At 58.2% G+C, this 26,979-nt stretch carries 26 protein-coding genes, 1 tRNA gene and 1 pseudogene; 10 read left to right on the top strand and 18 right to left on the bottom strand.

The window, feature by feature from the left end; translation table 11 throughout:
* The first annotated feature begins 2 nt into the window (after positions 1-2).
* The 3 genes from JK621_RS24795 (at position 3) to idnD (ending at position 3,280) form a co-directional block, all read left to right on the top strand.
* Positions 3-770: an SDR family oxidoreductase gene (locus JK621_RS24795; RefSeq protein ID WP_212558076.1), complete on the top strand. Its 768-nt coding sequence runs from the start codon at positions 3-5 to the stop codon at positions 768-770.
* Between the two features lie 99 nt (positions 771-869).
* Positions 870-2,234 carry an MFS transporter gene (locus JK621_RS24790; protein WP_212558075.1) on the top strand — a complete coding sequence of 455 codons (1,365 nt, stop codon included), beginning with the start codon at positions 870-872 and terminating at the stop codon, positions 2,232-2,234.
* Positions 2,234-3,280 carry an L-idonate 5-dehydrogenase gene (idnD, locus tag JK621_RS24785; RefSeq protein ID WP_212558074.1) on the top strand — a complete coding sequence of 349 codons (1,047 nt, stop codon included), beginning with the start codon at positions 2,234-2,236 and terminating at the stop codon, positions 3,278-3,280. Before JK621_RS24790 ends, idnD begins: the two co-directional genes overlap by 1 nt.
* Before the next feature lie 27 nt (positions 3,281-3,307).
* Here idnD and JK621_RS24780 read toward each other — a convergent pair whose 3' ends face one another.
* The gene (locus JK621_RS24780; RefSeq protein WP_212558073.1) at positions 3,308-3,937 is read right to left on the bottom strand and encodes an alanyl-tRNA editing protein; all 630 of its coding nucleotides are present in this window, start codon (positions 3,935-3,937) and stop codon (positions 3,308-3,310) included.
* A gap of 88 nt (positions 3,938-4,025) precedes the next feature.
* Between JK621_RS24780 and JK621_RS24775 the strand changes: the two genes are divergently transcribed.
* Positions 4,026-4,961, top strand: coding sequence for a LysR family transcriptional regulator (locus JK621_RS24775; RefSeq protein ID WP_212558072.1), 936 nt, complete (start codon positions 4,026-4,028; stop codon positions 4,959-4,961).
* Here the strand turns inward: JK621_RS24775 and alkB are convergent.
* Positions 4,944-5,591, bottom strand: a complete 648-nt coding sequence (gene alkB, locus JK621_RS24770) for a DNA oxidative demethylase AlkB (RefSeq protein WP_212558071.1) — start codon at positions 5,589-5,591, stop codon at positions 4,944-4,946. The genes JK621_RS24775 and alkB overlap by 18 nt on opposite strands.
* Positions 5,592-5,730: 139 nt before the next feature.
* Here alkB and rarD point away from each other — a divergent pair, with 139 nt between their 5' ends.
* Complete coding sequence (gene rarD / locus JK621_RS24765; protein ID WP_212558070.1) at positions 5,731-6,615, top strand: EamA family transporter RarD; 885 nt, start codon at positions 5,731-5,733, stop codon at positions 6,613-6,615.
* Positions 6,616-6,642: 27 nt separating this feature from the next.
* Here rarD and JK621_RS24760 read toward each other — a convergent pair whose 3' ends face one another.
* The 9 genes from JK621_RS24760 to citC form a co-directional block, all read right to left on the bottom strand.
* Positions 6,643-7,338, bottom strand: coding sequence for a 4'-phosphopantetheinyl transferase family protein (locus tag JK621_RS24760; RefSeq protein ID WP_212558069.1), 696 nt, complete (start codon positions 7,336-7,338; stop codon positions 6,643-6,645).
* A 103-nt stretch (positions 7,339-7,441) separates the two neighbouring features.
* Positions 7,442-8,671: a bifunctional glucose-1-phosphatase/inositol phosphatase gene (gene agp, locus JK621_RS24755; protein ID WP_212558068.1), complete on the bottom strand. Its 1,230-nt coding sequence runs from the start codon at positions 8,669-8,671 to the stop codon at positions 7,442-7,444.
* A gap of 130 nt (positions 8,672-8,801) precedes the next feature.
* On the bottom strand, positions 8,802-10,265 hold the full coding sequence (locus JK621_RS24750; RefSeq protein ID WP_212558067.1) for an anion permease: 1,464 nt from the start codon (positions 10,263-10,265) through the stop codon (positions 8,802-8,804).
* Positions 10,266-10,313: 48 nt separating this feature from the next.
* Entirely contained in the window at positions 10,314-11,228 is a 915-nt protein-coding gene (gene citG, locus JK621_RS24745) for a triphosphoribosyl-dephospho-CoA synthase CitG (protein ID WP_432761937.1), read from the bottom strand.
* Complete coding sequence (citX, locus tag JK621_RS24740) at positions 11,209-11,757, bottom strand: citrate lyase holo-[acyl-carrier protein] synthase (RefSeq protein WP_212558065.1); 549 nt, start codon at positions 11,755-11,757, stop codon at positions 11,209-11,211. The genes citG and citX overlap by 20 nt, the downstream gene beginning before the upstream one ends.
* Positions 11,758-11,761: 4 nt before the next feature.
* Entirely contained in the window at positions 11,762-13,267 is a 1,506-nt protein-coding gene (citF, locus tag JK621_RS24735) for a citrate lyase subunit alpha (RefSeq protein WP_212558064.1), read from the bottom strand.
* Positions 13,267-14,187: a citrate (pro-3S)-lyase subunit beta gene (citE, locus tag JK621_RS24730; protein ID WP_212558063.1), complete on the bottom strand. Its 921-nt coding sequence runs from the start codon at positions 14,185-14,187 to the stop codon at positions 13,267-13,269. Before citE ends, citF begins: the two co-directional genes overlap by 1 nt.
* The gene (citD, locus tag JK621_RS24725; RefSeq protein WP_212558062.1) at positions 14,171-14,479 is read right to left on the bottom strand and encodes a citrate lyase acyl carrier protein; all 309 of its coding nucleotides are present in this window, start codon (positions 14,477-14,479) and stop codon (positions 14,171-14,173) included. The genes citE and citD overlap by 17 nt, the downstream gene beginning before the upstream one ends.
* Positions 14,476-15,549, bottom strand: a complete 1,074-nt coding sequence (gene citC, locus JK621_RS24720; protein ID WP_212558061.1) for a [citrate (pro-3S)-lyase] ligase — start codon at positions 15,547-15,549, stop codon at positions 14,476-14,478. Before citC ends, citD begins: the two co-directional genes overlap by 4 nt.
* Before the next feature lie 312 nt (positions 15,550-15,861).
* Here citC and dpiA point away from each other — a divergent pair, with 312 nt between their 5' ends.
* From dpiA to JK621_RS24705, 3 genes and pseudogenes are all read left to right on the top strand, one after another.
* Positions 15,862-16,548 carry a two-component response regulator DpiA gene (dpiA, locus tag JK621_RS24715; RefSeq protein ID WP_212558060.1) on the top strand — a complete coding sequence of 229 codons (687 nt, stop codon included), beginning with the start codon at positions 15,862-15,864 and terminating at the stop codon, positions 16,546-16,548.
* Between the two features lie 220 nt (positions 16,549-16,768).
* Positions 16,769-16,844: transfer RNA gene (locus JK621_RS24710), tRNA-Asn, on the top strand.
* 195 nt (positions 16,845-17,039) lie between these two features.
* Positions 17,040-17,189 (top strand): annotated as a pseudogene (locus JK621_RS24705) (Arm DNA-binding domain-containing protein); the annotation flags it as partial.
* Positions 17,190-17,247: 58 nt separating this feature from the next.
* Here JK621_RS24705 and cynR read toward each other — a convergent pair.
* Entirely contained in the window at positions 17,248-18,135 is an 888-nt protein-coding gene (gene cynR, locus JK621_RS24700; protein WP_212558059.1) for a transcriptional regulator CynR, read from the bottom strand.
* A gap of 109 nt (positions 18,136-18,244) precedes the next feature.
* Between cynR and JK621_RS24695 the strand changes: the two genes are divergently transcribed.
* A complete protein-coding gene (locus JK621_RS24695; RefSeq protein WP_212558058.1) occupies positions 18,245-18,904 on the top strand; it encodes a carbonic anhydrase in 660 nt (219 codons plus the stop codon).
* A 28-nt stretch (positions 18,905-18,932) separates the two neighbouring features.
* The gene (gene cynS, locus JK621_RS24690; RefSeq protein ID WP_212558057.1) at positions 18,933-19,403 is read left to right on the top strand and encodes a cyanase; all 471 of its coding nucleotides are present in this window, start codon (positions 18,933-18,935) and stop codon (positions 19,401-19,403) included.
* Positions 19,404-19,845: 442 nt separating this feature from the next.
* On the opposite strand, the gene JK621_RS24685 is transcribed toward cynS, so the two are convergent.
* The 6 genes from JK621_RS24685 to JK621_RS24660 all read right to left on the bottom strand — a co-directional run bounded on the left by JK621_RS24685 (position 19,846) and on the right by JK621_RS24660 (position 26,776).
* Complete coding sequence (locus JK621_RS24685) at positions 19,846-20,853, bottom strand: alpha/beta hydrolase (RefSeq protein WP_212558056.1); 1,008 nt, start codon at positions 20,851-20,853, stop codon at positions 19,846-19,848.
* Positions 20,854-21,059: 206 nt separating this feature from the next.
* The gene (locus JK621_RS24680; protein ID WP_212558055.1) at positions 21,060-21,536 is read right to left on the bottom strand and encodes a DUF1348 family protein; all 477 of its coding nucleotides are present in this window, start codon (positions 21,534-21,536) and stop codon (positions 21,060-21,062) included.
* 910 nt (positions 21,537-22,446) lie between these two features.
* Entirely contained in the window at positions 22,447-23,022 is a 576-nt protein-coding gene (locus JK621_RS24675; RefSeq protein WP_212558054.1) for a TetR/AcrR family transcriptional regulator, read from the bottom strand.
* Between the two features lie 308 nt (positions 23,023-23,330).
* The gene (locus JK621_RS24670; RefSeq protein ID WP_212558053.1) at positions 23,331-24,320 is read right to left on the bottom strand and encodes an isopenicillin N synthase family dioxygenase; all 990 of its coding nucleotides are present in this window, start codon (positions 24,318-24,320) and stop codon (positions 23,331-23,333) included.
* Between the two features lie 27 nt (positions 24,321-24,347).
* Entirely contained in the window at positions 24,348-25,775 is a 1,428-nt protein-coding gene (locus tag JK621_RS24665) for an amidohydrolase family protein (RefSeq protein ID WP_212558052.1), read from the bottom strand.
* Positions 25,776-25,786: 11 nt separating this feature from the next.
* Positions 25,787-26,776: an ABC transporter substrate-binding protein gene (locus JK621_RS24660; RefSeq protein WP_212558051.1), complete on the bottom strand. Its 990-nt coding sequence runs from the start codon at positions 26,774-26,776 to the stop codon at positions 25,787-25,789.
* Positions 26,777-26,979: the final 203 nt, after the last annotated feature.

The raw sequence follows: 26,979 nt of genomic DNA, 5'->3' as shown, positions 1-26,979 counted from the left end.
ATATGTCTGCTCTGTTTGATTTAACGGGGAAAACGGCGCTGGTGACCGGTTCTACCCGCGGATTAGGTTTTTCCTACGCCGAGGGGCTGGCGGCAGCCGGTGCCGCCGTTATCCTTAACGGCACCCAACCCGCGACGGTACAGGCCGCGGTCGAACGCTTGCAATCGCAAGGCCATCGGGCACGCGGTTTTGCTTTTGACGTGACCGATGAGCAAGCCATTGAAGCGGTATTCAACCAGCTCGATCGGGAGCAGGTCGCCGTCGACATCGTGATCAACAATGCCGGCATTCAATATCGTAAACCGCTGGTCGATCTGGAATTGGCGCAGTGGCAACGCGTGCTCGATACCAACCTGACCAGCGCCTTTATCGTTGCCCGTGCCGCCGCAAAGCGGATGATCGCCCGCGGCAAGGGCGGAAAAATCATTAATATCGGCTCGCTGACCAGCCAGGCGGCCCGCGCGACGGTAGCGCCTTATACCGCCGCCAAAGGCGGCATCAAGATGCTGACCTGCTCAATGGCGGCCGAATGGGCCGAATTTAACATTCAGTCCAATGCCATTGGCCCAGGTTATATTCTGACCGATATGAACGCCGCGCTGGTCGACAACCCCGCCTTCGACAGCTGGGTGAAAGCCAGCAATCCCTCGAAGCGCTGGGGCAAGCCGGAGGAGTTGATCGGCACCGCCGTCTATCTGGCTTCCGACGCATCCAATTACGTTAACGGGCAAATCATTTACGTCGATGGCGGTTGGCTTGCCGTGTTGTAATTTCCCCACAGCCTCTGAATGCGTATTTGCCCATGGCGGGTATACCGCCCCTGTACCCCAAAAACCTATAAAAACAAGTCACTCACCAGGACAAAAAAAATGAAAGCAACAAAGTCGCGATTCTTTATTCTGTCGCTGTTGTTTATCGTCACGGCAATAAATTATATGGACCGGGCCAACCTGTCCGTCGCCGGCAGTAAGATTCAATCCGAATTCGATCTCAGCGCCACCCAGTTGGGATTGCTGTTTTCCATGTTTACCTGGTTTTACGCCGCCAGCCAGATCCCGGTCGGTTACGTGCTGGATCGCATCGGTTCGCGGATCCTGTACGGCAGCGCCATTATTTTATGGAGCCTGTTTACCTTCATGATGGGGTTTGCCTCGCACCATTTATTCGCCACCGCAACCGCGTCATTCCTGATGCTGCTGGCCTGCCGGGCGCTGATTGGCGTTGCCGAAGCCCCTTCCTTCCCGTCCAACACCAAGATCATCGCCAGTTGGTTTCCCGACCATGAGCGTGCGCGCGCCACGGCCATTTACTCCAGTGCGCAGTATATCGGTCTGGCGCTGTTAACCCCGGCGCTGTCCTACATAGTGGCGGAGTACGGTTGGGAGATGTCGTTCTATCTGTCCGGCGGCGTCGGCATTCTGTTCGGCATCTATTGGTTGATCGCCTACCGCGATCCGCAGCACAGCAGCAAAACCAATCGGCAGGAGCTGGATTATATTCGCGAAGGCGGCGGCTACGGCTCCAAAAACCAGGCTAACGTCAGCGAAAAAGTACGCTGGAGCGATATCGCCTTTTTCCTCAAGCAGCGCACCGTCTGGGGATTGTTCATCGCCCAGTTCGCCTGTTCCTCCACGCTCTATTTCTTCCTGACCTGGTTTATCGTGTACCTGGAAAAAGGGCTGCACCTGCCGATAGCCAAAGCCGGGCTGGGCGCGTCCTTCCCCTATCTGATGGCGATGGCCGGCGTGCTGTGCGGCGGCACGCTGAGCGATATGCTGCTGAAAAAGGGCAAATCCCGCACCTTTGCCCGCAAACTGCCGGTCATGTCGGGCCTGTTCCTGACCATGATTATCTGCCTGGTCAACTTTTTCGAAGACCAACCGGTGATCGCCATCGCCATTTTGTCCATCGCCTTCTTCGCCAACGCCTTCTCCAATTTGGGTTGGGTGGTCTGGAGCGATGTGATCCCGCGCAATTTCATCGGCACCATGGGCGGCTGCCTGAACATCTGCGGCAACCTTTCCGGCATCGTCAGCCCTATCGTCATTGGCGTCATTTTGCAACGCACCAATAACTTCCACTACGCGATGTGGTATATCGCCGCCGTCGCGTTAATGGGCCTGCTGGCGTACACCTTCCTGGTCGGCAAGATTGAGGTGATCGTTCCCCCGAAACCGGAGACACCTTTACCGCCGCACTCCAGCGCGGACCTCCACAACATTGAGGCAAAATAATGAGCAAAAAAACCCTAAGCTGCAAAGCCTGCTTCGCCTACGGTGAAAAAGACGTGCGCGTTGAGCTGCGCGAACTGGAATACGATGAGAATGACGTGTTGGTGAAGGTGGAGCGCGGCGGCATCTGCGGCTCCGATATCCATTATTACCAGCACGGCCGCGCCGGCATGTCGGTCCTCAAACACCCTATGGTAGTCGGGCATGAATTCGTCGGCACCGTCAGCCAGGCCCCCACCGGATCGGCACTGCGGGTGGGGCAGCGGGTGGCGGTCAATCCATCTCAACCCTGCAATCATTGCGAATACTGTCTGGCGGGCAAACAAAACCTGTGCGCCACCATGCGCTTTATGGGCAGCGCGCAGTTTAATCCGCACGTTAACGGCGGTTTTTCCGAATACGTGGTGGCAACGGAGCAACAATGCATTCCCTACCGCGATAACGTCGCGCCGCAGGTGATGGCCTTTGCCGAACCGCTGGCGGTTGCCATTCATGCAGTCAATGTTGCCGGCACGCTGGTGGGGAAACGCGTGCTGGTGATAGGCGCAGGCCCCATCGGCTGCCTGATCCTGGCCGCCGCACGCAGCGCCGGCGCGTCCGAACTGGTCGCCTCCGATGTCAGCGACCGTTGCCTGACGCTGGCCCGGCAAATGGGCGCCACCGCCACCTTCAATCCGCTGAATGAGGGCAGCGCTGCGCCTTATCAGGAAAATAAAGGCTATTTCGACGTGGTGTTTGAAGCCTCCGGCAGCCCGGCGGCCATAGCCTCAACCGTGGCCCTGGCCCGGCCCGCCGGCACCGTGGTGCAAGTTGGCATGGGCGCCAACAGCGTCGATTATCCGGTCATGCCGATGCTGGTGAAGGAGATCCGTTGGGTCGGTTCGTTCCGCTTTGTCGACGAGTTTACTACCGCCGTTAAATGGTTGCAGGACGGCCGCATCGACCCGCTGCCCCTGCTCAGCGGTGAATATCCACCGGAAGCGATTGAAAATGCGCTGATCGCCGCCGCCGACAAAAACCTGTCTTCCAAGGTGCAAATTCGATTCTGATCGATTTACCGCCAGGGCTGAGCCTGCTCAGCCCATTTCATACTGCACAATCAACTGCCCTTTTTTCATCTTCACCGCCGTGATGGTCACCGCGCCCAACTCGCTCAGCGAAGCCACGTGGGTGCCGCCGCAGCCGTAAACCGGCAGATCGCCGAAACCCACCTGACGCACGCCTTCAACGTCCAACTGCCTGCGCGGTAAATTGGCCGCGATCAGCCGTTGCAGCTCTGCCTGCAAGGCATCTTGCTCCAGCGTTTGCGGGTCTGCGCCCGGCGCAAAAGTAATGCGCCCTTCGCCCGGCCAATGGTGCGCCTTCACCGGTTGCCAGCCGTGGTTTTCCCCTACCCAGCCAATCAGGTGGCCGGCGGAATGCCAGCGGGCGTGCAACCGGCGCCGCTCGCCATCCACTTGCAGGCTCACCGGCCCGGCGTTCACGGGTTCGGCAGTGAAATGCAGCACCTTATCGCCTTGCTGCGCCACACGCAGTACCGGGATGGCGCCGAGAGCGCCGGTATCGGCCGGTTGCCCGCCGCCCTGCGGGTGGAACAGCGTCGCGCTCAGTTCCACGGCATAGCCGCCGTCTTCGACCGGGGTGCAGGCCAGCACCTGCGCTTCGCCCTGCAGCGCGTCGCTGTAATAATAAAGTCGTTCGGTCATCGCTTTCTCCTGGTTACGAAACTCTGCCTAGTATATTCATGCCATAATCAAAGGATAATCCGTCTTCTTTACAATGGACCTTTGCGCTGTGAGCACAAATCTATCCCATTCGCTGTTGGCCGAAATGGCCGTTTTCGTTCAAGTGGTGGAGAGCGGCAGTTTCTCCGCCGCCGCCCGCCTGCTGGGCACCTCGCCCTCGGCCACCAGCCGCAGCGTGGCGAAACTCGAACAGGCGCTGGCGCTGCAACTGCTGCACCGCACTACCCGCAAGCTGCGCCTGAGCGAACAGGGCGAAGAAGCCTTCCTGCGCTGCCGCAGCATGCTGGACGCCGCGCATTCGGTGATGGAAATCAGCGGCCAGGGCGCCGTAGAACCGGAAGGCCTGATCAGCGTCAGCGTCCCCAAAGCGGTAGGCCGCTTCGTGCTGCACCCGCATATCCCGGCATTTTTGCGCCGCTACCCCAAGGTGGACGTGCGTCTGCGGCTGGAAGACCGCTATATGGACCTGATTGACGATCGGGTCGATCTGGCGTTACGCATTACCGATCGCCCGTCGCCCGGGCTTATCGGCCGCCAACTGATGACGATAGAACATCTGTTGTGCGCCACGCCGGAGTATCTGGCGCAGCACGGCACGCCACAGCAGCCGCAGGATTTGGCACAACACAGCTGCATTTATCTGGGGGAAACGCCCAACGACGCCCGCTGGAAATTCCGCCGCGCCGGCAAAACGATCGCGGTGAACGTGCGCGGCCGCTATGCCGCCAACCATACCGGCGTACGGCTGGATGCGGTGAAACAGCACCTCGGCATTGGCAGCCTGCCCTATTTTACCGCCCGGCAGGCGCTGGACAGCGGTGAAGTGGTGCAGGTGCTGCCGGAATGGGATTTCCTCAGCAGCTATCACGGCGGCCTATGGTTACTATATGCGCCCAACCAGCATCTGCCGCCCAAACTGCGGGTGTTTATCGATTATCTGGTCGCCTGTCTGGCCAAAGAACCGCAGCTAAAGCGCCTTGCGTAAGGTGATGTTGATCCTGTGCGGCCCCACCAGCGAATGGTAGCCCTCTTTGACCGGCATAATGCCGTGAAAGCACAGCCGTGACGGGCCGCCCCACACGACCACGTCGCCGTGCGCCAAAGGAATGCGCTGGGCCCGGTCACTGCGCTGCATGCCGCCGAACTGGAACACCGCCGGTAACCCCAGTGAGACCGACACGATCGGTGAGCCGAAATCGTGCTCGTCTTTATCCTGATGCAGCGACAGCTTGCTGCCGGGATCGTAGCGGTTAATCAGGCACGAATCCGGCACGAACGGCGCAAAGCCCGCCTGCTGTGCCGCTTCGTCCGCCAGCGCCATAAAAATAACCGGGATGGGCGGCCAACGTTTGCCGCTGCGCGAATCGCGCTCGGAGTAACGGTAACCGCGGCTATCGCTGCTCCAGCCGTTGCCGCACCAGCTCATCGCCACCGACATCACATGGCCACCCGGCGTAATCATATGCCGCCACGGCACCTGCGCGATCACCCCCTTTACCGCCGCCAACAGCTCCGGCCCGTGATCGCGCACAAAACCGTGCATCACCACCGCGCCCGGAGCGATCTGCTCGCGCCACGGCGGCGGCACGGCGTCTTCGAAAAGATCGAGAGTCATTGCTTAATGCCTGTATGAATACCCAGTATTTATTTTAACTCGCCGCCGAGGATTGTCCAGTGTGATGCTCGCCATTGTTGTGCGCGCCAAACTTCTCTAGAGTACCCGCAATAAAATCAATAACCTTTCGGGATCGCACGTGATTAAAGGGATCGTTCTTTCGGTTGTCGCCTCGGTATTGTTCGCCGTGATGTATTACTACACCTCCACGCTGGCCCCGCTCGACGGCGAACAGGTCTTCGGTTGGCGCACCCTGCTGACGGTGCCGTTCCTGACGCTGTTTATGATTTTTTCCGCCGACTGGCGCCGGGTCAGCGAGACGCTGCGCTGGATCAAACAGCGGCCGCGCCGCCTGCTGTTTCTGCCGCTGAGCTCCGCGCTGCTGGGGGTTCAGCTGTGGCTGTTTCTGTGGGCGCCGCTGCACGGCAAGGCGTTGGAGGTGTCGCTCGGTTATTTTCTGCTGCCGCTGACCATGGTGCTGGCGGGACGCGTGATTTTCCGCGATCGTCTTTCGCTGCTGCAAAAGCTGGCGGTGGGTTGCGCCATTATCGGCGTCGGCAATGAGCTGTATCAGGTCGGCGGCGTCTCCTGGGCGACGCTGGTAGTGGCGCTGGGTTATCCGGTTTACTTTATTCTTCGTCGGCATTTCGGTACCGATAACCTTGGCGGGCTGTGGTGCGAACTGGCGCTGATGCTGCCGGTCGCCGGCGGGTTCGCCTTTGGCGGAGATGGGCCGCAGGCCGCATTGGCCACTCATCCGCTGCTGTACGTGCAGATCCCGCTGTTGGGCATTCTCAGCGCCTCCGCGCTGGTGTGTTATATCCTGGCCAGCCGCCTGTTGCCGTTCAGCCTGTTTGGCCTGCTGAGCTACGTGGAACCGGTGCTGTTGGTGGTGGTGGCGCTGTTGCTGGGCGAGAGTATCGGCCGCGACGAATGGCTGACCTATATTCCGATCTGGCTGGCGGTGCTGTTGTTGGTGGCGGAAGGTACGCGTCATCTGTTGCGCCGCCGACAGATGCAGTGACAGCGTAACGAGATTTACTTAATTGATTTATAAATAAATAAACGTAGTTACGGCGTCACCTCGGTGCCAGTAACGCCCGGTAAACCGGCGGCCGGCGTGGCAATGCGCGGTGAGTGGCTTAAGCAGTTCCAGTTCAAAGATCTGTTGCCGCGTATCTATCGCCACTGTGCGCGCATCGAGAAAATCAAAGTAGCGCCCCACCTGCGGGTACAGCGTTTTGAACAGGCTCTCTTTGGCGGAAAAGGCTATCGTCAGCAGTTGGTTAAACGCCTGCGGCTGCCGGCGCAGCGTTGCGCACTCTTCCTCGCCGACAATGACGGTCCACAGTTCTTCGGCTCGCTCGGTCGGGATCAGCGTTTCAACGTCCAGCCCCACGCCCCCCAGCCCGCTTTCCCAATGTACCGCACACAGCGCGGTATCCACATTATGGCTGAGCGCGCCGGCAATCCCCTGCGGCCACTGCGGCGCGCGGTCTTCTCCCCGCGGCAAGGTAAAATCGGCAAACCCCAACGGCGCCAGCAATGCCCGCGCCAGATAACGCCCGGCCAGGTACTCCGCCCGCCGCTTTGGCACCGCGCGCGCCAGATGATCGGGGAGCACCATGCCTATGGCATCGAAGCAACTATCCTGGTAGTTGGCCAGCGAAAAGCGGCAACGGGCGACCTGCCCCGGATAGCCGTCCAGGTTCAACCATTCGATGCCGGGGATAAAAGAAGAGAACACGGGTTGTCCATTGTGGGTGTGCAAGCCGCTAATTTTAGACGCCGGATCGACCGGCCACAACGATTATTCCTCTCCCCCGCAACGAGGGAGAGGAGCGGCAGAATTACAGAATGCCTTTCATGGTTTTTTCGAAATCGCTCCAGGCGCAGAAGCCCTGTTTATCCACCGGGCAGCCTTCCAGCGCCAGCGTCACGCGCTGCGGCGGCGTTTTCAGCGTCAGCGGGGTGGCATTGCGCAGTTGCTCCGCGGATTGGTAAACGTACTCAATCTTCAGCAGGTCGCGATCGTTTTTCTTATCGTGCCAGCGCTGGAACACCAGTTTGCCGCCAATCGGCGTTTTCTCATACTGGTGCGGCAACTGATAAGGCTTGAAGCGCATCGCCGACAGCAGCGAAGCGATGTTGGAATCATGGCCCACCAGCACCGTCAGCTTAGGCGCATCCGGTTTGCGTTCGCCAATCAAGGCACCGTTGATGTAGGTCAGCAGCGGTTTGGCGACGTTCTGCGCCACCACCGGCGAGGTGAACAGCGAGTCCTGGTAACCGTCTTTCAACTGTGCCAGCTGTTTCCACTGCTGCGGCGTGGTGATTTTGCCCCAGGCCACGTCCTTCATCGGGAAGCCTTCGTAATATTGCAGCATGAAGGCGTCCACCAGCGAGTTGCCCACCCGCAGCGGGCCGGCGACGCCCGGCTCTTTGCCCGGCACCGCGCTCATCTTGCTGGCCTCTTTGGTCAGATCGCAGTGCTTGTCGGTTTTACAGGCGCTGGACGCTTTGTAATCGATGATTTTCGCCAGTTGTTTGTAGGCCGCATCCAGCTTCAGCGAAGCCAGCTCGGTGTTCATCGCCCCCAGCGCCTGTTGATTGAAGGCTTCGCTGTTGTCGGTGATGATCGGGTTAAAGGTGGGATCCATCTCCCCCATTTTGTCCTGGTGGTGCACGCTGATGTCGCAGCCGGGGAATGCGCCGTTGGTAAAGAACTGCGCGGTCGCGACCGTGCGTTGCAGGCTGTTGGCATAAACATAAACGCTGCCGGCGGTCGGGCAGCCTTCCTGCGGCAATACGCCAGTCTGCCTGAGCCACTGGTTGAAATAGTGGCCCATATACACTTCCAGCACCCCGCCCTTGGTGGTCAGCAGGCCCCCCGGCGTGTCCCAGGCCGGCCAGGCTTTGGGGGTAGATTGCGCCAACACGCTGCCGTTATTGGCCAGCGGCGCACGCAGGTTGTGGCGGCTCATCATCAGCACCTGTTCCAACTGATAGTCGTTGGTTTCCGCCAGGGCATTCCCGGTCAATAATAAGGGCAAGCACAGCAATAACGTTTTTCTTCTCATCCGCAGAGGCTCCAGGAAAGTGATTATTTTGAATATGTTAGCTTTCGCCTCGCTATGATGGAGAGGTTATCCGCTGAAGTGTGTGATGGGTATCACGACTAGCGGCCATCGAGAGATGGCCGCGGACAACTCAGTACCACAAACGCAGGATAGGCCAGCCGATCAACAGCAACGCGGCGATATACACCACGCCGAGAATGCCGCCCATCCGCCAGTAATCTTTCGATTTCACGTAGCCGCAGCCGTAGATAATCACCCCCGGCCCGGTGGCGTACGGCGTCAACACGCCCATGATGCCGATCGACAACACCAGCAGCATCGCGAGTTGCTCCATCGGCACGCCAGGCAGCCCTTTGCCGACCGCCAGGATCACCGGCAGCAAAGTGGCGGTATGCGCCGACAGGCTGGCGAACAGGTAGTGGGCGAAGTAGAACACCAGTACCAGCGCCACCACCGTCATGTTCGGCGAGAAGCCGTCCAGGTGGGTGCTCATGGTCTGGGCGAACCAGTCGATAAAGCCGGAGCGCGTCAGGCCGTTGGCCATCACCACCAGCGTCGCCAGGTTAACCAGCGTGTTCCAGGCGCTGGAGTATTTGGTGATGTCCTTCCACGACACCACGTGCAGTGCCAGCATCAGCGAGACCGCCAACAGGCAGACCGTGGTGGCGTCCAGCACATTGCCGCCGAACACCCACAGGCTCAGGCTGAACAATACCAGGCCAATCAGAGTCCACTCCTTGCGCGTCAGCTTGCCCATTTCACCCAGCGCGGTGTTGGCCCAGGCAGCCACTTCGCTGCTGTGGGTCACGCCCGGTTTGTACAGGTAATAGGAAATCAACGGCGCGACAATCAGCAGCAACAGCCCGACCGGCAGGAAGGCCAGGAACCACTGCATCCAGCTGATGTGCACCCCGGCGATTTTGCCGACGAACTCAATCCCCAACACGTTGGGCGCCGCGCCGGTGACGAACATCGACGAGCTGATGCTGGTGCCGACCACCATCATCCACATCAGGTAGCCGCCAATACGCCGCGATGAAGGGTCGTTGGGGAACGAGTCAAACAGCGGCGGCAGATTTTTCACCACCGGGAACACCGTGCCGCCGGTGCGTGCGGTGTTGGACGGGGTAAACGGCGCCAGCAGGATATCGATGATCACCACCGCGTAGCCGAGCGTCAGGGTGCGCTTGCCCATAAACTTCACCAGGAACAGCGCGATACGCCGCCCCAGCCCGGTGGCCTCGTAGCCCAGCGCAAAGATGAACGCGCCGAATACCAGCCAGACGGTGGTGCTGGAGAAGCCCGCCAGCCCCCATTTCAGCGCCTCTTTACCGGCCTTGAAGCCCGGTTCCGCCAGTTCCTGCGCGCCAAACAGCACCCAGTTGGCGCTGAGCACGCTGAGAGTCACGGCGATAAAGCTGATGGCGGTAGCCGGGATCGGCTCCAGGATCATACCGACAATCATCGCCACAAAGATGGCGAAATAGCGCCAGGCCTGCGGCGGCATGTCGCCGGGCGTGGGTATCAACAGCAGGATCGCGAGCACCAGCAGCGGCGCTATCGCTTTCCAGATTTTTTCCTGGGTTTGAGACATAAGGCTCTCCTGAAAACGGGTTATTTTTTTGGCTATACCCTGTGGATTTCACGTTGCCGCCTGAATGGCCACGGGGATATCGGAATGCGGTAATTGCGCCAGCAGCCAGGTGACGATCAACAGATCGGCGCTGCCGCCAGGGCTGAGGTGGCGACGGATGCAGTCGGCGTCGAACTGCCGCAGGCGCTGCCTGCCCCGCGCGCCCTGTGCCCCGCCCTGCGCCAGCAGCTCGCCGGCACGCTGCTGCAACCAGCGCAGCCCGGCCAGGCCACCGCGCGCGGCGACGTTGGTGTCCTGGTTGTGCGCCATCAGCCACAGCAGGCTGTCCATCAGTGCCGTCTGCTCATCGCAGCCCGCCTTCAGCCGTTGTCGGTAGAACGGCAGCGCGCCGTTGATCACCCGCTCAAAGCCGGACTCAGCCTCGCCGCGTGCGCCGCTCAGGCCATGCTCGGCAAACAGGCGCTGGCCGGCGGTCTGCAATGCATTGCGGGTTTGCAGCTCGCGCGCCACCAGCCCACGACACATGGCCGCCACGTCGGCGCACAGCGTTGCGGCATCGATCCTCTTTTGCTGCCGATAACGGCGACCAAAAGCGGCGCACAGCAGGCCGAGGGAAAACACGCTGCCTTTATGGGTGTTGACGCCGCCGGTGGCCTGGAACATATGGTTTTCACAGGCCAGGCCCAGCGGGCGCAGCCGCAGCAGCCGTTCGTCGGCCGGGCGTGCGGCATCGTCGCAACCCTGCTGGATAAAACGCGGCAGCCAAATGCCGATGGCGCGGGCGCTGCGATAAAAGTGGCCGAGGTTCATATCCCGGTGAGCGCCGTTGTTATGGCGATCCACCAGCCCCGGTTTGGGCGTGAGGTTCACTTCCACCAGTAGCGCGCGGTAGGCGGTGCGGGCGAAATCCTGTACCGCCGTTTGCGGCGCACGCCCGACAGGCTTAACGGGCTGAGAGCGCATCATTGAGCATCCTCTCCATTTGCTGCAGCAGCTGTTCGCTGCCGTGCCGCCGTTGGCGGGCGCACAGTTTGGCCGGCTGGCCGCACAACAGGCAGCGACGTTCCGCCAGCCCCAGATCGCGCCGCGACAAAATACGCCCCTGGGCGTCCAGCACGTCGATATCCCACAGCCGGCCAATCGGCTGTTGCACCTCTAACTGCATGGCGCAGTCTTTCACCCGTTGGGCATCGGCCTGCAACGCCAGAAAACCTTCGCAGCCGGTGGCGAGCGCCAGCGTTTCGGCCTGCAGACAGCGCCAACCTTGCTCGCGCCATAGCTGTTGCAGCGCCTGCCAGCCGAGGTTGAAGATATTGCGCGTCAGCGCGCTGTCTTTTAGCGCGCCGGGCACCACCAGCGTCAGTACCAGCAGCGTGGATTGATGGCGCGCCAGCCATGCCCGTTGGCGCGCCTGGCGGCAATCGCGGCTGGTGAGCAGCTCCGGCAGGCTTACGGCGCGGTTGGCGGCCAGTTCGGGGGCAACGTAAGCCATAGGGTTACTCCGCCACCTGATGCACCACGTCGATCACCGAACCGTCGCGGTAACGCACCACCGCCACCACCTTATCGGTAAAGGCGATAGGCTCGGGTTCGCCGGTCAGCAACAAAGCGCGGCGGCGCAGCCAGTCGATATCGACCACCGGCAAACCGGCTTCCTGCAACCGCAGCGCCAGCTCCGGGCGTATCGGGTTGACGGCAATACCGTGATCGGTAACCAAAATGTCGATGCTGAAGCCAGGGGTCACGCAGGTGGTCACCTGCTCCACCAGCGTCGGAATGCGCCCGCGCACCAGCGGCGCCACGATGATCGCCAGCCGCGCCGCCGCGGCGGTGTCGCAGTGGCCGCCGGAAGCGCCGCGCAGCACGCCGTCGGAGCCGGTCAGCACGTTGACGTTAAAATCGGTGTCGATTTCCAGCGCGCTCAGCACCACCACGTCGAGCCTGTCGACCGTGGCCCCCTTCGAGCTGAAGTTGGCGTACTGGTTGGCGCTGATCTCAATATGGTTGGGATTGCGCGCCAAAGACATCGCCGCCACGCGGTCAAAGCTCTGCACGTCCATCAGCCGGCCGATCAGCCCTTTTTCATGCAGATCCACCATGGTCGAGGTGATGCCGCCAAGGGCGAAACCGGCGCGAATGCCGCGTGCGCGCATTTTGTCTTCCAGAAAACGCGTCACCGCCAACGAAGCGCCGCCGGTGCCGGTTTGCAGCGAGAAACCTTCGGTAAAGTAGCCGGACCCGGCAATCACCTCGGCGGCGCGGCGGGCAATCAGCAGCTCACGCGGGTTGGAGGTCATGCGCGTGGCGTCGGCACCGATCTTGTCGGCGTCCCCCACCCGCGGCAGTTGTACGATCAGATCCACCCGATCCTGCGCCAGGCTGGCCGGATGGTGCGGATAAGGCACTATCGATTCGGTTAACAGCACCACGGTGCGCGCCGTGTCGGCGTCCACTTTGGCATAGCCGAGCGAACCGCAGCAGGCTTCGCCGCTGTAACCGTTGGCATTGCCGAAATCATCGCAGGCCGGCACGCCGAGGAAGGCGACGTCAATATTCAGCTCGCCGGACTCGATCAGGTTGACCCTGCCACCGTGGGAATGAATCTGAACCGGTTCGGCCAGCAGGCCGCGTGAGACAGCTTCCGCCAAGGGGCCGCGCAGGCCCGAGGTATAGAGCCGGCTCACGACCCCGTGACGAATATGCTCGACCAGCGGCGCATGGCATTCGCTCAGCGAGCTTGAGGCCAGCGTCAGGTTGCGGAACCCCATCGCCGCCAGCGTCTCCATCACCTGATTCAGCGCCAGGTCACCGCCGCGAAACGCATGGTGGAAGGAGATGGTCATGCCGTCTTGTAACCCGCTGCGGCGCACCGCCTGCTCCAGCGTGTCGCAGCATTTACCGTCACGCGGTTTGCGTGCCTGTTGACGGGTCTTGGAGGCATCCTGATAGCAACGCAGGTCCGCCAGGACGTTCAGGGGCATCAGTCGTTGTTGACGTTTCATTATGCTTCTTCTCCCTGCTGAACCGACTCTTCGCGCATGCCGGAAAGCGCCGCGCGTTGCAATACCAGCCGCGCGCGTTCAATCACCGGGCTGTCGACCATTTTGCCGTTGAGCGACACCACCCCACGCCCTTCCTGCTCTGCCGCTGCGGCGGCGTCCACCACGCGCTGGGCATGGGCCACCTCTTTGGCGGTCGGTGCATACAGGTTGTGCAGCAGTTCGATCTGCCGGGGATTGATCAGGGATTTGCCGTCGAAACCGAGCTGTTTGATCAGCGCCGCTTCCTGGAGGAATCCGGCTTCGTTGTTGGCGTCGGAATACACGGTGTCGAATGCCTGAATGCCGGCGGCCCGTGCCGCCTGCAACAGCGAGCAGCGTGCAAACAGCAGTTCGATGCCCTCCGGCGAACGCTCGGTGCGCAGGTTGCGCACGTAGTCCTCCGCGCCCAGAGCAATGCCGATCAGGCGCGGCGAGGCATGGGCAATCGCCACCGCGTGGGTGATGCCCGCCGCCGATTCAATCGCCGCCAGCAGGCCGGTACTGCCGACCGGGCGGCCGCAGTCGGCTTCGATGGCGGCTATCTCGCGTTCCATCTCCACGACGTCCTGCGCGCTGTCGGTTTTCGGCAGGCGCACGATATCCGCCCCGCCGCGCACCACCGCCTGGAGATCCGCCAGCCCGTAGGCGGAGTCCAGCGCGTTGACCCGCACTATGGTTTCCACTTCCCGGTACAGCGGATGCTGCAGCGCGTGGTACACCAACCGCCGCGCCGCGTCTTTTTCACGCAGGATCACCGAGTCTTCCAGATCGAACATCAGCGCATCGGCCTGATAGATAAAGGCGTTGCTCACCATGGCCGCATTGGCGCCGGGAACGAACAGCATGCTGCGGCGCAGGCGGTGTTTATTCAGCGTTTTCATCACTGGCCCCCCACGGCAGTTGGCCATTGTCGCTGGCGCGCATCAGTGCGGTTTCCAGCCGGGCGCGCAGCACGCAGTCGAGCGCGCCTTTGTCGTCCACCATCACCTGCACCGGCTCCACCCGATAACGCTGCAGCACCTCGAGCAACGTGTGGCGGATGGCCTGGCCGAACTGTTTCTCCACGCTGCTGGCGATCAGCAGATCGTGCTCCGGCCCCTCGGCGGGTGCGATGCGCACCATGACATCGCTGGATTCCAGCGTGCCGGCCATTGCTTCTCGAATAATTTTCATCGTTCACCTGATTGTGCGGATACAAAGGGTTTGGCCGCCGGTTTGGCCCGGCGCTGCGTTTGCAAATCTTGCAGGTAATAAAGGGTGTCTGGCGGTACCAGCGGCGCGGCGGCGTGGAAATCCCCCGCAGCCAGCAGCTTGCGCACCCAGGAGGCGGAGATCGCCGTGCCCTGATATTGCAAACGCTCAATTTCCACCAGGGCGATCGGCGGGCTGGGCAGTTCCGGCGTTTCCAGCCAATAGCGCATATCGCGGTTGTACTTCGCCGTTACCGCGCAGAACGGCTCGTTGCCGACAAAACGGTGGGTAATGCCGAGTGCAGGCGCCAGATACTGCCGAAAGATCTTCAGATCGATTTCGGTGTAACAGTCATCGGCAATACCCTGATCTTTAATGAAATAACAAGGAAAAGTGGCGCGGGATATGACGTATTGCGACCCTTCGTGCACACTCAGGTTGGCGATATCGGCAGTGCCCGCCAGCACCAGCCGCCGCCGGTCCTCATAGCTGAAACGCGAGGTGTCTTCTTTCACCAGAAACAGGTGCAGCCAGTCGCATTTCGCCGCCGCCTGACGCACCAGGTATTGATGGCCGCGGGTAAAAGGATTGGCATTCATCACGATGCTGCCGATGCGCTCGCCTGGCCGCCTCTGGCCCGCCAACTGGGCCGCGTAGCGTTTCAGCCGGCATGGGCTGTTTTCCATCAGCACCACGATGCCCGGCACGCGGGCTATCGGGTAGAAGCCGCACTGGCGGAACAACGGCTCATTTTGCAGTTTGGTGTAGATAAACAGTTGGGTGTAGTGACGTTCATAGGCCAGGTTCACCAGTTCGGTCGCCAGCGTCAGCGCCAACCCTTCGCCACGCATTTGCGGGCTGATGGCGACGCACTTGATAATATTCTCCGCGATGCCGCCGCAGGCGACCAACTTATCGTCCTGGGTCACGGTAATAAAAACTTCTACCGTAGTATCAATATTCAGATCGTTACTGCGCAGAAAAGCATTAATCTGTGCAATGTCTTTATGATCTGATCTCTTCACCCGATTAAATACAGCACCGCCCAACATAATTGTCTCTCTGGAATAACCAATGAATAACAAAAAACCATTTTAATTAACATTAACGCCCGGAGATAAAACCTTTAAAACCATAAAGTTGAAATTAAACGTGGCGACAGACCTATTTAATGAAACTATGGTAAACAGAAAAAAAACGCGAATTATTGACCTATTTCACAAACACTCACCCGGGAATAAGTTATTTAATGTTTTTTATTTACTTAATTATTTTTATGGTGTTTATTCATAAAGCGACGTTTATTTTGAGACGCGATTAACTTACATTCACTTTGCATGTTTATTGCAAGTATGGGTTTAATTATGGAATGGCTAAATATTCTTATCGTCGAAGATGAAACGCCACTGGCGGAGATGCATGCGGAGTTCATCAAGCAGAACGGTGGCGGCCGGCAAATCTGGCTGGCCGGCACGCTGGGGCAGGCGCGCATGATGATGGAGAGATTCAAACCGGATCTGATCCTGCTGGACAACTTCCTGCCCGACGGCCAGGGCATTGAACTGTTGCGCGAGTTGACCCTGAGCGGCTACGCGGGCGGTATCGTGTTTATCACCGCCGCCAGCGATATGGATACGGTAGCCGAAGCGCTGCGTTGCGGGGTGTTCGATTACCTGATCAAACCCCTGGCCTATGACCGGTTGGCCGCTACCCTGCTGCGGTTCAGCCAGCGGCGCCAGGCGCTGAAAGATAACGCGCGCCTTAACCAGCGCCGTATTGACGAGATGTTCAATACCTATTCGCGCGGTGAACAACAGGCGGCCTTGCCGGCGGGGATTGATGAACTCACGCTGGAAAAAATACGCGCCCTGTTCGATCACCCTTCGGCCAGCCACACCGCCGAAAGCGTGGCGAAAAACATGGGGCTAAGCCGCACCACCGCGCGCCGTTATCTGGAGTTTTCCACCGCCGCCCAGCAGCTTCGCGCCGAGATCATTTACGGCAAGGTTGGCCGCCCACAGCGGGTTTACCGCGCCAAAACCGAGGATTAAGCGGTTATTCGCCTCGTCGTGCAGGATTGAAGGCAACCGATTCATTTCCCGGCACCTGCCACCGATTCGGGCATAAACGCAGACACAGCCTGAGCTATGACGAGGAAATCTGCAAAAAGCTCAACGGGTTGCGCATTCTGTAAGCAAACAGTCACAGAATGTGTAATCCGCCTTTGACATGCCGCCGACACCCCGTTAAGATTGCGGCCGTTCACACAATTCCTCTGTAGTTCAGTCGGTAGAACGGCGGACTGTTAATCCGTATGTCACTGGTTCGAGTCCAGTCAGAGGAGCCATATTAGAAAAGCCCGCTCAGGGAAACCCGAGCGGGCTTTTTGCTTTTCATGCGCCGGTGCCCATGCCTGTATGGCTTTGATGGAATCAGTGAGCGTGAAAATCTTCCCGATGCATTTTCAGTTTTCCCTCCGCGCCGGGAAAATTTGGTGGTCAGATTTGGGGTCAGGTGAGTTCGATGACGGAATGCCCCCCCAATGTCACTTAACGACTCAAAAATCCGCAAATTAAAACCACCCGCAAGACCCTTTAAAGTTTCCGACTCTCATGGCCTGTACCTTTTAGTCAATCCAGGCGGTTCGCGTCTCTGGTATCTCAAATATCGTATCAATGGTAAAGAATCCCGCCCTGTACACTCGCTGGCGTCCCCGGACCAGCTCCCCCCTGTATCCGCGCAGAAGATGGTCAAGCGTTGAGTTGCTTAGAAACTTCTGCAGCCAGCTCGGTAAAAACCCGGGCTGCAAAGCTTTGATAGGCATCCCTGCGGCGCATAAGAACTGCTGTGCGCGTCAGGCGCTCGGGTTCGAGCGCGATCGCCACCAGGTTGTCCCGGGCAAGGGCTGTCTTTTCGGGCAATAGCGTTGAGAGTGATGTGCTGCGCACAATTTCAATTACCGCACCTAGAGCATTTGCTTCCATCAGCACCTTGGGGTGAATGCCGTGTTGACGGCAATAGCCGTCAATCTGCTCTCGGGTCGCGAATTCCTTACTGAGCAGAACGAGCGACTCGGCGTTCAGGGTCTGTAAACCGACGGATTTCTCATTAGCCAGTGGATGCCCGGTGCTGACTACCAGTGCGAGAGTCTCATCCAGTAACGGGATCACATCAATGTCCGGACTGCTCACTTTCCCGAAGGCGATCCCCATATCCAGCTCTCCCGCCAGGAGCTGCTCCTCAATGCTTTCCTGTGAGATTTCACGCACGTTGAGGGTAATTTCCGGATACCGGGAGTGAAACGCCCTGACCAGCGGCCCGACAAGATAAGTGGTAAAGGTCGGCGTCACGGCTAAGCGCAGTGACCCTCGGCTCAGATCGCTCACGTCATGAATGGCGCGCGTAGCTTCCTGTAATTCCTGAGCAGCACGGCACACATACTGAAGATAAGCATCTCCGACATCAGTCAGGCGCGTAGTCCGTCCTGTCCGGTCAAACAACCGGGCGCCAAGTTCTTCTTCCAGTTGCTTTACCAACTGCGAGAGGGCCGGCTGGGATACGTGGAGGGCCGCCGCAGCTTTTGTGAAGCTGAGATGTTCCGCAACCGCCTGAAAATACCGAATGTGCCTGGCGAGCATAGCTTGCCCCATTAGATTATCTGATTAGTCGCATAATAAATGAGACTTTTACCTTATGCTATAGGCCGCTTACTCTCAGCTACACACAAACGATACTGAGATAGCAACCATGAAAGAGATTATTGAAGGTTTTCTGAAGTTCCAGAAAAACGCCTTTCCCGAGCGGGTCAATCTTTTCAAAAATTTAGCTAACCAGCAGAGCCCGAGAGCACTGTTCATCTCCTGCTCTGACAGCCGGCTGGTGCCTGAACTGATCACCCAGCGTGAACCGGGCGATTTGTTCGTGATCCGCAACGCCGGCAACATTGTGCCGTCATATGGCCCTGAGCCGGGTGGTGTTTCGGCTTCTGTTGAATATGCAGTGGCCGCGCTCAAGGTGAATGACATCGTGATCTGCGGGCACTCCGACTGCGGCGCAATGACAGCTATTGCTACCTGTAAGTGTCTTGATCATATGCCTGCAGTGTCCAGCTGGTTACGTTACGCCGACTCGGCCCGGGTGGTGAACGAGGCCCGCCATCATGTGGACCAACCGGCCAAAGTCACGGCCATGGTACGTGAAAACGTCATCGCTCAGTTGGCTAATATTCAGACTCACCCTTCCGTTCGTCTGGCTCTTGAAGAAGGGCGAGTGACTCTGCATGGCTGGATCTATGACATTGAGAGTGGTCGTATCGACGCCTTTGATGGCAGCACCGGTTCATTTGTGTCCCTTGCAGAAAACCCCGGCGTTCAGGCCGTTTCATCCCAGACCAGGCATGTTGCCTGAAACCCGAATCTATTTAGGAGTAAAGATCATGATCCAGACTCAAGTAACTCAGACTGCACGCCAGGTACTCACCGAAACCATTATCCTGGCAAAGGCCCGTAAGAACCTTTCCTTCGCCGAAATCGTTGACGGCACCGGCTTATCCGAAGCATTCGTAACCGCAGCCCTGCTGGGTCAGCACCCGCTGCCCGCCGATGCCGCTGAAGTGGTGGGTAAAAAGCTCGACCTCAATGCTGATGAGGTCACTTTGCTGCAGTCGATTCCGGTTCGCGGAAGCTTTGCGGACGGCATACCGACCGACCCTACCATTTATCGCTTTTACGAGATGATGTCAGTTTACGGCCCCACCCTTAAAGCGCTGGTTCATGAGAAGTTCGGCGACGGCATTATCAGTGCCATCAACTTTAAACTGGACATCAAAAAAGTCGAAGATCCGGACGGTGGCCATCGCGCCGTGATTACCCTTGATGGTAAGTATCTGCCGACTAAACCGTTCTGACCCCGCAGCGAATAACCCCGGCGCCCGACGGCGACCGGGTTAACGTGCTTTATGCGTCCGCGCCTTTTACGTCGCGCATCCCTTCAAAATCATCCGTGCCGCCGCTGAAGTCCGGGCGTGTCCGACAGTATCGAAACGTTATTTTCTACCGGTCCCGCCAGACTCAGTCAGCGGACGCATTGCGAGGCAATGATTACACTGAAATGAACCGTGTTTTATGCACCTTTCTCGACAAACTCGAATATCGCTGCCGTCAGTCAGGGGTATGACTTTCCTGACAGTAACGGACAGCATTATGGTCTGAGCAAATACAGATAAAAAAAGCCCCCGATCAAGCGAAGGTCGTATGCATGATGGGGGGAAGTTGGAAGCGCTAAATGGCCCGGTTCCGGGGAACTCGCACTCCGGTCCGGACGACGGCCAAAAGCCAGCCGCCAGGCAGTTACTTCAGGTGTTCTTTCAGTTCATAAGCGGCCTGGCCGAGTGCAGTCCGCACGGCAGGGACGTCGCTCAGCGCGTTCAGCAGACCATAATCATGGATCAGGCCGTTGTAACGAGTAACCGTCACGTCAACGCCGGCAGCGTCAAGCTTGCGACCATAGGCCTCGCCTTCGTCGCGCAGCACATCAAGTTCGGCAGTCTGGATCAGTGTTGGCGGCAGGCCCTTCAGCTGCTCAGGCGTAGCACGCAGCGGCGAGGCCAGGACGTTGCTACGATCGCTTTCCTTAGTGGCGTAAGCATCCCAGAACCACTTCATCATGTTACGTGACAGGAAATACCCGTTCTCGTACTGGTTATATGAACCGGTGTTGAAATGCGCATCTGTTACTGGCCATAGCATGACCTCATAACGGATTGCGGGCGCTTTATGTTGCTTAGCCTGAAGCGCAACGGCCGCAACCATGTTTCCGCCGACGCTGTTACCCACCAGAGCCAGGCGCTTGCCGTCAACGCCGATTTCGCTGCCGTGTTCAGCAACCCAGCGTGTTGCCGCATAAGCCTGATTAATTGCAACAGGGAAATGCACTTCTGGCGACGGTGTATAGTTGACAAAGACGGCCGCTGCACCGGACCCGGTCACGAGGTCACGAACGAGACGTTCGTGCGTGGCGAAATCACCCAGGATCCAGCCGCCACCGTGGAAGAACATGAATACCGGCAGGGTTCCCTGGGCATTATGGGGTTTCACGATGTTAAGTTTGATGGTGCCACCATCAACGCTGATCGTTTTTTCAGTGACGTCAGCCGCAGGCAGCTTCGCACCTTTCTGAGCGTCGATCAGTACCTGGCGTGCATCCTGAGGAGACAGCTGCTCAATGGGCTTGCCACCGCCGCCGTTCAGCGCCTTTAGGAACTCCTGAACGTGACGTTCTGGATGAGGTGCATCGGCAAAGCTGTTAGTTGAAACGGCCGCCATGGCGGCCGTCAGTAATACAGATTTCATATTCATAATACGACCCATTAATATTGAACACTATTATATAGTGCACTATTGAATTGAGCGGAATACTCACGTAATTCGCCGGGTTAGGCTGCGCACTCTCAAAAAAGAAGATTGTCCCCGCCTCAGCCAGCTCGCTTTTTTTACATCGACTGGTTGAGAAAAGCCCCGGCCGGGACAGCAGCCGTGGGCCTCACGCGGGACAATCGACTGGCTTACAGACCCAGGTCTGACAGGCTTGGGTGATCATCCGGACGACGTCCCAGCGGCCAGAAATACTTACGCTCGCTCTCTTTGATCGGCATGTCGTTAATACATGCGAAGCGACGCTCCATCAGGCCATCAGCCCCGAACTCCCAGTTTTCGTTGCCGTAAGAACGGAACCAGTTGCCTGAGTCATCGTGCCATTCGTAAGCGTAGCGGACGGCGATGCGGTTACCACCGAAAGCCCACAGCTCTTTGATCAGGCGGTATTCATGCTCTTTTTTCCACTTACGGTCCAGGAAGCCCTGAGCTTCTTCACGGTTATTGGCGAACTCGGCACGGTTACGCCACTTGGTATCCAGTGAGTAAGCCAGCGCAACCTTTGCAGCATCACGGCTGTTCCAGCCATCTTCGGCCAGGCGCACTTTTTCAATCGCCGTTTCCAGAGTGAAAGGAGGAAGCGGTGGGCGTACTTGTGAATCAGTCATGGTAAAACCCCTGTAAATTTCGGTTTAGGTTAGAAATCGTTCTTGTTACACAGGACTCAGTGAGAGGCCCGTTCCAGCAAATTCTCCTCTTCGCAACTGCACTCACCACTTTCGAGGTCTTAATCAGCAGATCCGCATCGGAGGCATGAATCCCGTTCTGATAAGTAAGCCGTCCGGCAGATCCCATGATTCCCTCCCGGTATCGCCTGGCGCCTTGTCTATGGTTTAAAGGTAGAACGATCGTTCTCCATGGTCAACGTTTTTTTTCAAAAAGAATGCCCAGCTCAGTAAGTACCAGTTTTTTTATTTACGTAATGTCTTGTATTAAAATTATAAATTTTTATTTAAATTCGCCTGTTTAAGTCATCAAGAGAGAAGGAAGAGGCAATGAAATGTCGGTTGTTAGCGAGGAATGGAAGTGCACGATTAATTTAAACGTCGACGATAACTTTGCAGGATCGGCGCTGGTTCAGCCGGACTAACCTGATTTGGTTCCCTCCATTGCCTGTTTTGGTACTTGCATGTTCATGGAACATCGTGCGGGTTATCAGTCGTTAAGCGTATCACTCGCCCTTTCTGCTGATGCTGACGGACTACTCTGGTTTGGAGATCAGCGTCTAGCCGAACCTTATGTCGACATCCATAAGCATCAGGGGTGCCGCATCTCCGCCGCAAAGCAGGCATTTATGCTAGTAGGTGGGTTACTGATTATTCTGGTGAAACGGGTTTAAGCCGTCTGGAGTTACTACGTATTCCACGGGAAAGTCAAAGCCGGCGAGGGTTGTCACTGATAGGCAAACCGGGATCCCCGTGATGAATCCTGGCATACCCGAAGGCACTCTGATCCAGAGTGCAGCCTGTCGGTAAAACTCCGGCAAATTTGGTGCAGGTTTAAAATCGTTTACGATACTCAGGTCTCGGATGAGCCTCGTTCCAACATGAGTTTCGCGATTTCCCGTGCGTTGTCGGCGGCGCTCCAGTCGCCCATCACGTATGACATTGTAATAGCGCCCTCCAACAGGATCAGCAACTGCCTGGCCAGAACTGCCGGATGCTCAACGCCCAGTTGCACGGAAAGTTCGAGGACGTAATCCAGCAGCTTTTGCTTATGCATCTTCGCTATCTGCCGTACAGGGTCTTCAGGATCGCCAACCTCTCCGGCGGTGTTGATAAAAGCGCAGCCCCGGAAGCCTTCAGACTCGAACCAGCTTTTCAGAACGGTGAACATGTTCAGAATGCGATCCTGAGGCGTCTCACCTTTGTCAGACTCTGTTCTGAACCATTGCATCCACCGTTCGTCGCGTTCAGTCAGCGCGGCCGAGGCCACATCCTCCTTGTTCGCAAAATGGCGATAAATGCTCTTCCTTGCGACACCCGAGGTCTTGACCAGAAGGTCCATGCCCATGGCGTGGATCCCGTTTTGGTAAATAAGGTGCTCAGCCGTTTTCAGGATTTTTTCCCGCGTATCAGTTGTTTTCTTGTTCATCCGTTAAAAGTAGAACTATCGTTCTCCTCAGTCAACGATTTTTTGGGAAAGAGCTTTAAGAATTAAAGAAATCCACTCCTGATGCGGGATGTAAGGGATCTCTTTTATGTACCGAAAGTGATCCGAATATTTTTGCAGACGGGAAGCGGGACGGATGGGGACAAAGGGAGGATTTATAATGCCGGAATTCTGTTTCTGAATGGCGCAGGATTTTGGGTCAGGGTCAATAAAAAACTGCACCTTACTAAGTTGGTGTCCAACTTTTGGGGTGCAGTCCACCGAGCGGGCTTTTTGCTTTTCGGCTCTATTTATCCTTTCGCAAAGTTCGCCTGAATGCGCTGTTGCAGATAGTCTTCGGCGCTGATGGCCGGATATTTCGCCTGCGGCCCCAGAATTTCGACGTCTTTGTTAGCCTGGCAGAAAAATGCCAGGCTGTAGCGCGCGCCCTGATATTCGCCGGGCAGCGGGCTTCTGACACGATGGAAATTTGACGGCAGTTGATCGTCGCTCCAGCGCATCAGCATGTCGCCGATATTGCAGGTGATCACGTCTTCACGCGGTTCGATGCTGGTCCACTGCTGGCTTTCGCGATCCTTACCCGGGCAAACCTGCAATCCACCCTGACCGGGACGCTGGAAAAGCAGCGTCAGGCAGTCGAAATCCGTATGCGCGCCCGCGCGCCACATCCCCTGCTCCGACTGTTCAGTGGCATAGTAGTGCAGCATGCGCAGCGTGCTTTGGTAGGTTTGCCGGTCCGGATTATGCGCCTGTTCGAAAAAGTGCTCAGGGAAGCCCAGTTTGAGCGCAAAACAGGAAAGCACTTTCATGCCCAATTGCCAGCACTGGGATTCAAAGCCCAGCATGGTCTGTTTAAACGCCGGCAATTCCTGTTCACTCGGCCACAGCAGCTGCATCAGCGGACGGGTGATCTGGTAAGACTCTTTCTGATCCGGCGTTCTGGTTGACGGGCGCACCTGAGACTTATTCTCCCAGCCGGCGTTACGAGCCAGCGGATATTGCGCCTTTACCGCCTCGGGCAGCGAGAAGAAATCCTCCGTCATGCTGAAAGCCTGACGGATATCGCTCAGCGCAATGCCGTGATTGCTGACCTGGAAAAAGCCAATTTCCACGGCGGCATTCCAGAGCTCATCGGCGATCTCACTTTTACGGTTTTCGAAATCCGACAGGTCTATGCAACGAACTTCACGGGCAAACGTCTCTTCACCCATTGCGCCCATTCCCGCTTCTTTTTCCAGTTCCTGCAGTGCATAGCCTTCTGTTTGAGTAGATTGCGTCATTGTTCTTATCCTTCTTGACCAATAGGGTTAGCGTGCAGCCCGCTGTTGCAGGGTGCGGACGGCGGACATCGCCTCATGGCGCATGGCGTCCAGGTCGAGGCCGGGGATGACATCGTTTTCGACGATCACGCGGCCGTTGAGCATCAGCGCCTTCAACGATGCGCGCCCCCCGCAGGCCACCGGGCCGATTGCCATGTCATGCAGGCCGAAGTAGCGCGGGTCATCCAGCCGGTAAATGGCGATATCTGCCAGCATGCCCACCTGCAGGGTGCCGCTTTGTTGCAGGCCGAGGATCTGCGCCCCGCCGGCGCTGCCCCAACGCACCACGTCTTCGATGGAGGCGGCATCGCCGCCGCCCTCAAAAGTACCGCCGTCATAGCGCGGCTTCGCCAGCATGCCTTTTCGGGCGCGTTGCAAAAGCCAGGTGGCATGCGCTTCACTTTGCATGTCGGCGGCTTCGTTCGATGCCGCACCGTCTACGCCCAGTGAAACCGGCACACCGGCCTGTTCCAGCGCCAGCAAATCGGCGATACCGCTGCCCAGACGCCCGTTACTTTGCGGGCAGTGCGCAATGCCGGTGCGGGTTTGGCCCAGCATCGTGATTTCCTGCGGCAGCAGTTTCACCAGATGCGCAAACCAGACGTCGTCGCCCAGCCAGTCGTGTTCCGCGCAAAACTGCACCGGCGTCATGTTGAATTTGGCGCGCGCCGCATCGAGATAATCCACGGTTTCCGACAGATGGCTGTGCAGCCGGATCCCCAGACTGCGCGCCAGTTTCGCCATTTCGCGCAGCTGCGCACCGGGCGCAGAATGCAGCAAGGTGGTCGGCGCCATCACCACGCGGCGCAGCGACGTCGGTTTCGGATCCTGATAACGGCCCACCAGCCGCTCCATATCCGCCATGTAATCCTCGAAGCTTTCCGGGCGCAGCGCCTGCGGCAAATCTTTCTCAATCGTCCGCCCCTGCGTTGCGCCGCCCCGGCACAGCACAATGCGCATTCCCAGCGCGTCCCCTTCGCTGAACAGGATTTCCGAGGTATCGAACGGCATATCCGGCCAGTAAAGGTAGTTGTGATCCGCCACCGTCGCGCAGCCGGAACGCAGCAGTTCGGTCAGGCCGATACGCACCGCGAGGCGAAAGGTGGATTCATCGAACGTGGCGCGAAAGCGATAAGGCGTGGCGCTTAACCACGCGGTCAGGCTTTGGTTCAGCCCCTGAGGTTCACCTTTTAACAATGACTGAAACAGGTGATGGTGCGTATTAACCCAGGCGGGATAAACCACACAATCGCGGGCGTCGATCAGCCGCTCGTCGGGCATTGCCGTCAGCGAACCGATCGCCTCGATCACGCCATTGCGCACACGAATATCCGGCCCGGCGTGGCGCGCCGCGTCTCCCGGCAAGCCGGTCAGGATCGCGTGCGCATGTTTAATCAGTAAAGAGTCAGATGACATCGCAACGCTCCTCAGGGTTTAACCTGCATTTGGTCGACAAATTCGGTGGTATACGCCTGCTTCCAGTCGGTATCCGCGTTCAGCAGTTTGGCGTTCACCATGAAATCACGGGTTTTCTGCCAGCGGGCTTCCGTCATCGCGCCCCAGCCCTTCGTCGCCGCATCGCCGCCGTCAATCAGATGATGCTCTTTGATTTGCTGCACGCCCCAGGCCAGCAGGTCGTCGGTCATCTTCGGATTATCCTTTTTGATCAGCGCGTTGCCCGCCGCCGGATTTTGCAGATAGCTCACCCAGCCTTCCATCGACGCCTGTACAAACTTCGCCATCGCCTCTTTCCGGCTGCTGATAAGCTCCGGACGGGTGATCAGAATTCCGCCGTAAGGGGGGTAGCCGTGCTCCGAAAAGAGGAAGAAATTCGATTTCACTCCGGCCTTTTGCGCCTGAAAAACCTCAGAACTGACATAGGCTTGCTGCGCCACGTTTTCGTCAGCCACAAAAGGCTGGATGTTGAAGGTGTAAGGACGAGCCTGCGAATCGCTGAGCTGATAGCGTGCCTTCAGCCACGGCCACCAGGTCGATTGCCCGGAGCTGGAGACTAAAATGGTTTTGTCTTTCAGACCGTCGAGGGAAGTGACCGAAGCGTGCGTCAGCAAACCCTGAGGATCGAACTGGAAAGGGGCTGCGATGGCTTTGGCCTGAAAACCGCGCTGCACTGATTCGAGTAGCTGGAGATCATAACCGATAATCACGTCGGCGCGTTTTGCCAGCAGCAACTGCATGCCGTTGACCTGCGGGCCGCCGGACTGAATGCTGACATCCAGCCCGTAACGCTTGTAAATGCCTGTCGCCAGCGCCTGATAATAGCCGCCCTGCTCCGCCTGCGCGTACCAGGATGTCAGCAGTGCTATTTTCTCATCGGCATGTGCCGCCAGCGAAAATGCGGCAGGGATCAGCGCGCTCAGCACGCAGCAAGACAGGGGAATGCGGGAAATCGACTTCATTGCTCCTCTCCTAATCATCGCCGGAGGGAAGATGAGCGAATGCGGCTCAGCTCCCCTGACCGGCTCAAAATGAACCGCGAAATGGTTGCTGAGCAATGTCCCGCGCAGTTGCCTGCACTGACCGCTTCTACTCACTCTTGGTTATACAAGAAAGATGCCAACTTCACGGATGCGCTTTCCCGGCGCTTTGTCGTGGGATTTAT

Origin of the sequence: Serratia plymuthica (genome assembly GCF_018336935.1) — a bacterium.
GTDB classification, from domain to species: domain Bacteria; phylum Pseudomonadota; class Gammaproteobacteria; order Enterobacterales; family Enterobacteriaceae; genus Serratia; species Serratia plymuthica_B.
Note: the sequence above shows the minus strand (reverse complement) of the source record. Positions and strands in the feature narration are given on the sequence as shown.

What these genes read in the sequence shown, in the direction of transcription:
- JK621_RS24685 (WP_212558056.1), bottom strand. Translation starts at nt 20,853, where the DNA reads ATGAATATGAAATCTGTATTACTGACGGCCGCCATGGCGGCCGTTTCA.
- JK621_RS24695 (WP_212558058.1), top strand. Translation starts at nt 18,245, where the DNA reads ATGAAAGAGATTATTGAAGGTTTTCTGAAGTTCCAGAAAAACGCCTTT.
- cynS (WP_212558057.1), top strand. Translation starts at nt 18,933, where the DNA reads ATGATCCAGACTCAAGTAACTCAGACTGCACGCCAGGTACTCACCGAA.
- agp (WP_212558068.1), bottom strand. Translation starts at nt 8,671, where the DNA reads ATGAGAAGAAAAACGTTATTGCTGTGCTTGCCCTTATTATTGACCGGG.
- citE (WP_212558063.1), bottom strand. Translation starts at nt 14,187, where the DNA reads ATGAAAACGCTGAATAAACACCGCCTGCGCCGCAGCATGCTGTTCGTT.
- cynR (WP_212558059.1), bottom strand. Translation starts at nt 18,135, where the DNA reads ATGCTCGCCAGGCACATTCGGTATTTTCAGGCGGTTGCGGAACATCTC.
- citC (WP_212558061.1), bottom strand. Translation starts at nt 15,549, where the DNA reads ATGTTGGGCGGTGCTGTATTTAATCGGGTGAAGAGATCAGATCATAAA.
- JK621_RS24795 (WP_212558076.1), top strand. Translation starts at nt 3, where the DNA reads ATGTCTGCTCTGTTTGATTTAACGGGGAAAACGGCGCTGGTGACCGGT.
- citD (WP_212558062.1), bottom strand. Translation starts at nt 14,479, where the DNA reads ATGAAAATTATTCGAGAAGCAATGGCCGGCACGCTGGAATCCAGCGAT.
- JK621_RS24670 (WP_212558053.1), bottom strand. Translation starts at nt 24,320, where the DNA reads ATGACGCAATCTACTCAAACAGAAGGCTATGCACTGCAGGAACTGGAA.
- JK621_RS24660 (WP_212558051.1), bottom strand. Translation starts at nt 26,776, where the DNA reads ATGAAGTCGATTTCCCGCATTCCCCTGTCTTGCTGCGTGCTGAGCGCG.
- citF (WP_212558064.1), bottom strand. Translation starts at nt 13,267, where the DNA reads ATGAAACGTCAACAACGACTGATGCCCCTGAACGTCCTGGCGGACCTG.
- JK621_RS24675 (WP_212558054.1), bottom strand. Translation starts at nt 23,022, where the DNA reads ATGAACAAGAAAACAACTGATACGCGGGAAAAAATCCTGAAAACGGCT.
- JK621_RS24665 (WP_212558052.1), bottom strand. Translation starts at nt 25,775, where the DNA reads ATGTCATCTGACTCTTTACTGATTAAACATGCGCACGCGATCCTGACC.
- JK621_RS24790 (WP_212558075.1), top strand. Translation starts at nt 870, where the DNA reads ATGAAAGCAACAAAGTCGCGATTCTTTATTCTGTCGCTGTTGTTTATC.
- JK621_RS24780 (WP_212558073.1), bottom strand. Translation starts at nt 3,937, where the DNA reads ATGACCGAACGACTTTATTATTACAGCGACGCGCTGCAGGGCGAAGCG.
- idnD (WP_212558074.1), top strand. Translation starts at nt 2,234, where the DNA reads ATGAGCAAAAAAACCCTAAGCTGCAAAGCCTGCTTCGCCTACGGTGAA.
- citG (WP_432761937.1), bottom strand. Translation starts at nt 11,228, where the DNA reads ATGCGCTCTCAGCCCGTTAAGCCTGTCGGGCGTGCGCCGCAAACGGCG.
- citX (WP_212558065.1), bottom strand. Translation starts at nt 11,757, where the DNA reads ATGGCTTACGTTGCCCCCGAACTGGCCGCCAACCGCGCCGTAAGCCTG.
- JK621_RS24750 (WP_212558067.1), bottom strand. Translation starts at nt 10,265, where the DNA reads ATGTCTCAAACCCAGGAAAAAATCTGGAAAGCGATAGCGCCGCTGCTG.
- JK621_RS24680 (WP_212558055.1), bottom strand. Translation starts at nt 21,536, where the DNA reads ATGACTGATTCACAAGTACGCCCACCGCTTCCTCCTTTCACTCTGGAA.
- dpiA (WP_212558060.1), top strand. Translation starts at nt 15,862, where the DNA reads ATGGAATGGCTAAATATTCTTATCGTCGAAGATGAAACGCCACTGGCG.
- alkB (WP_212558071.1), bottom strand. Translation starts at nt 5,591, where the DNA reads ATGACTCTCGATCTTTTCGAAGACGCCGTGCCGCCGCCGTGGCGCGAG.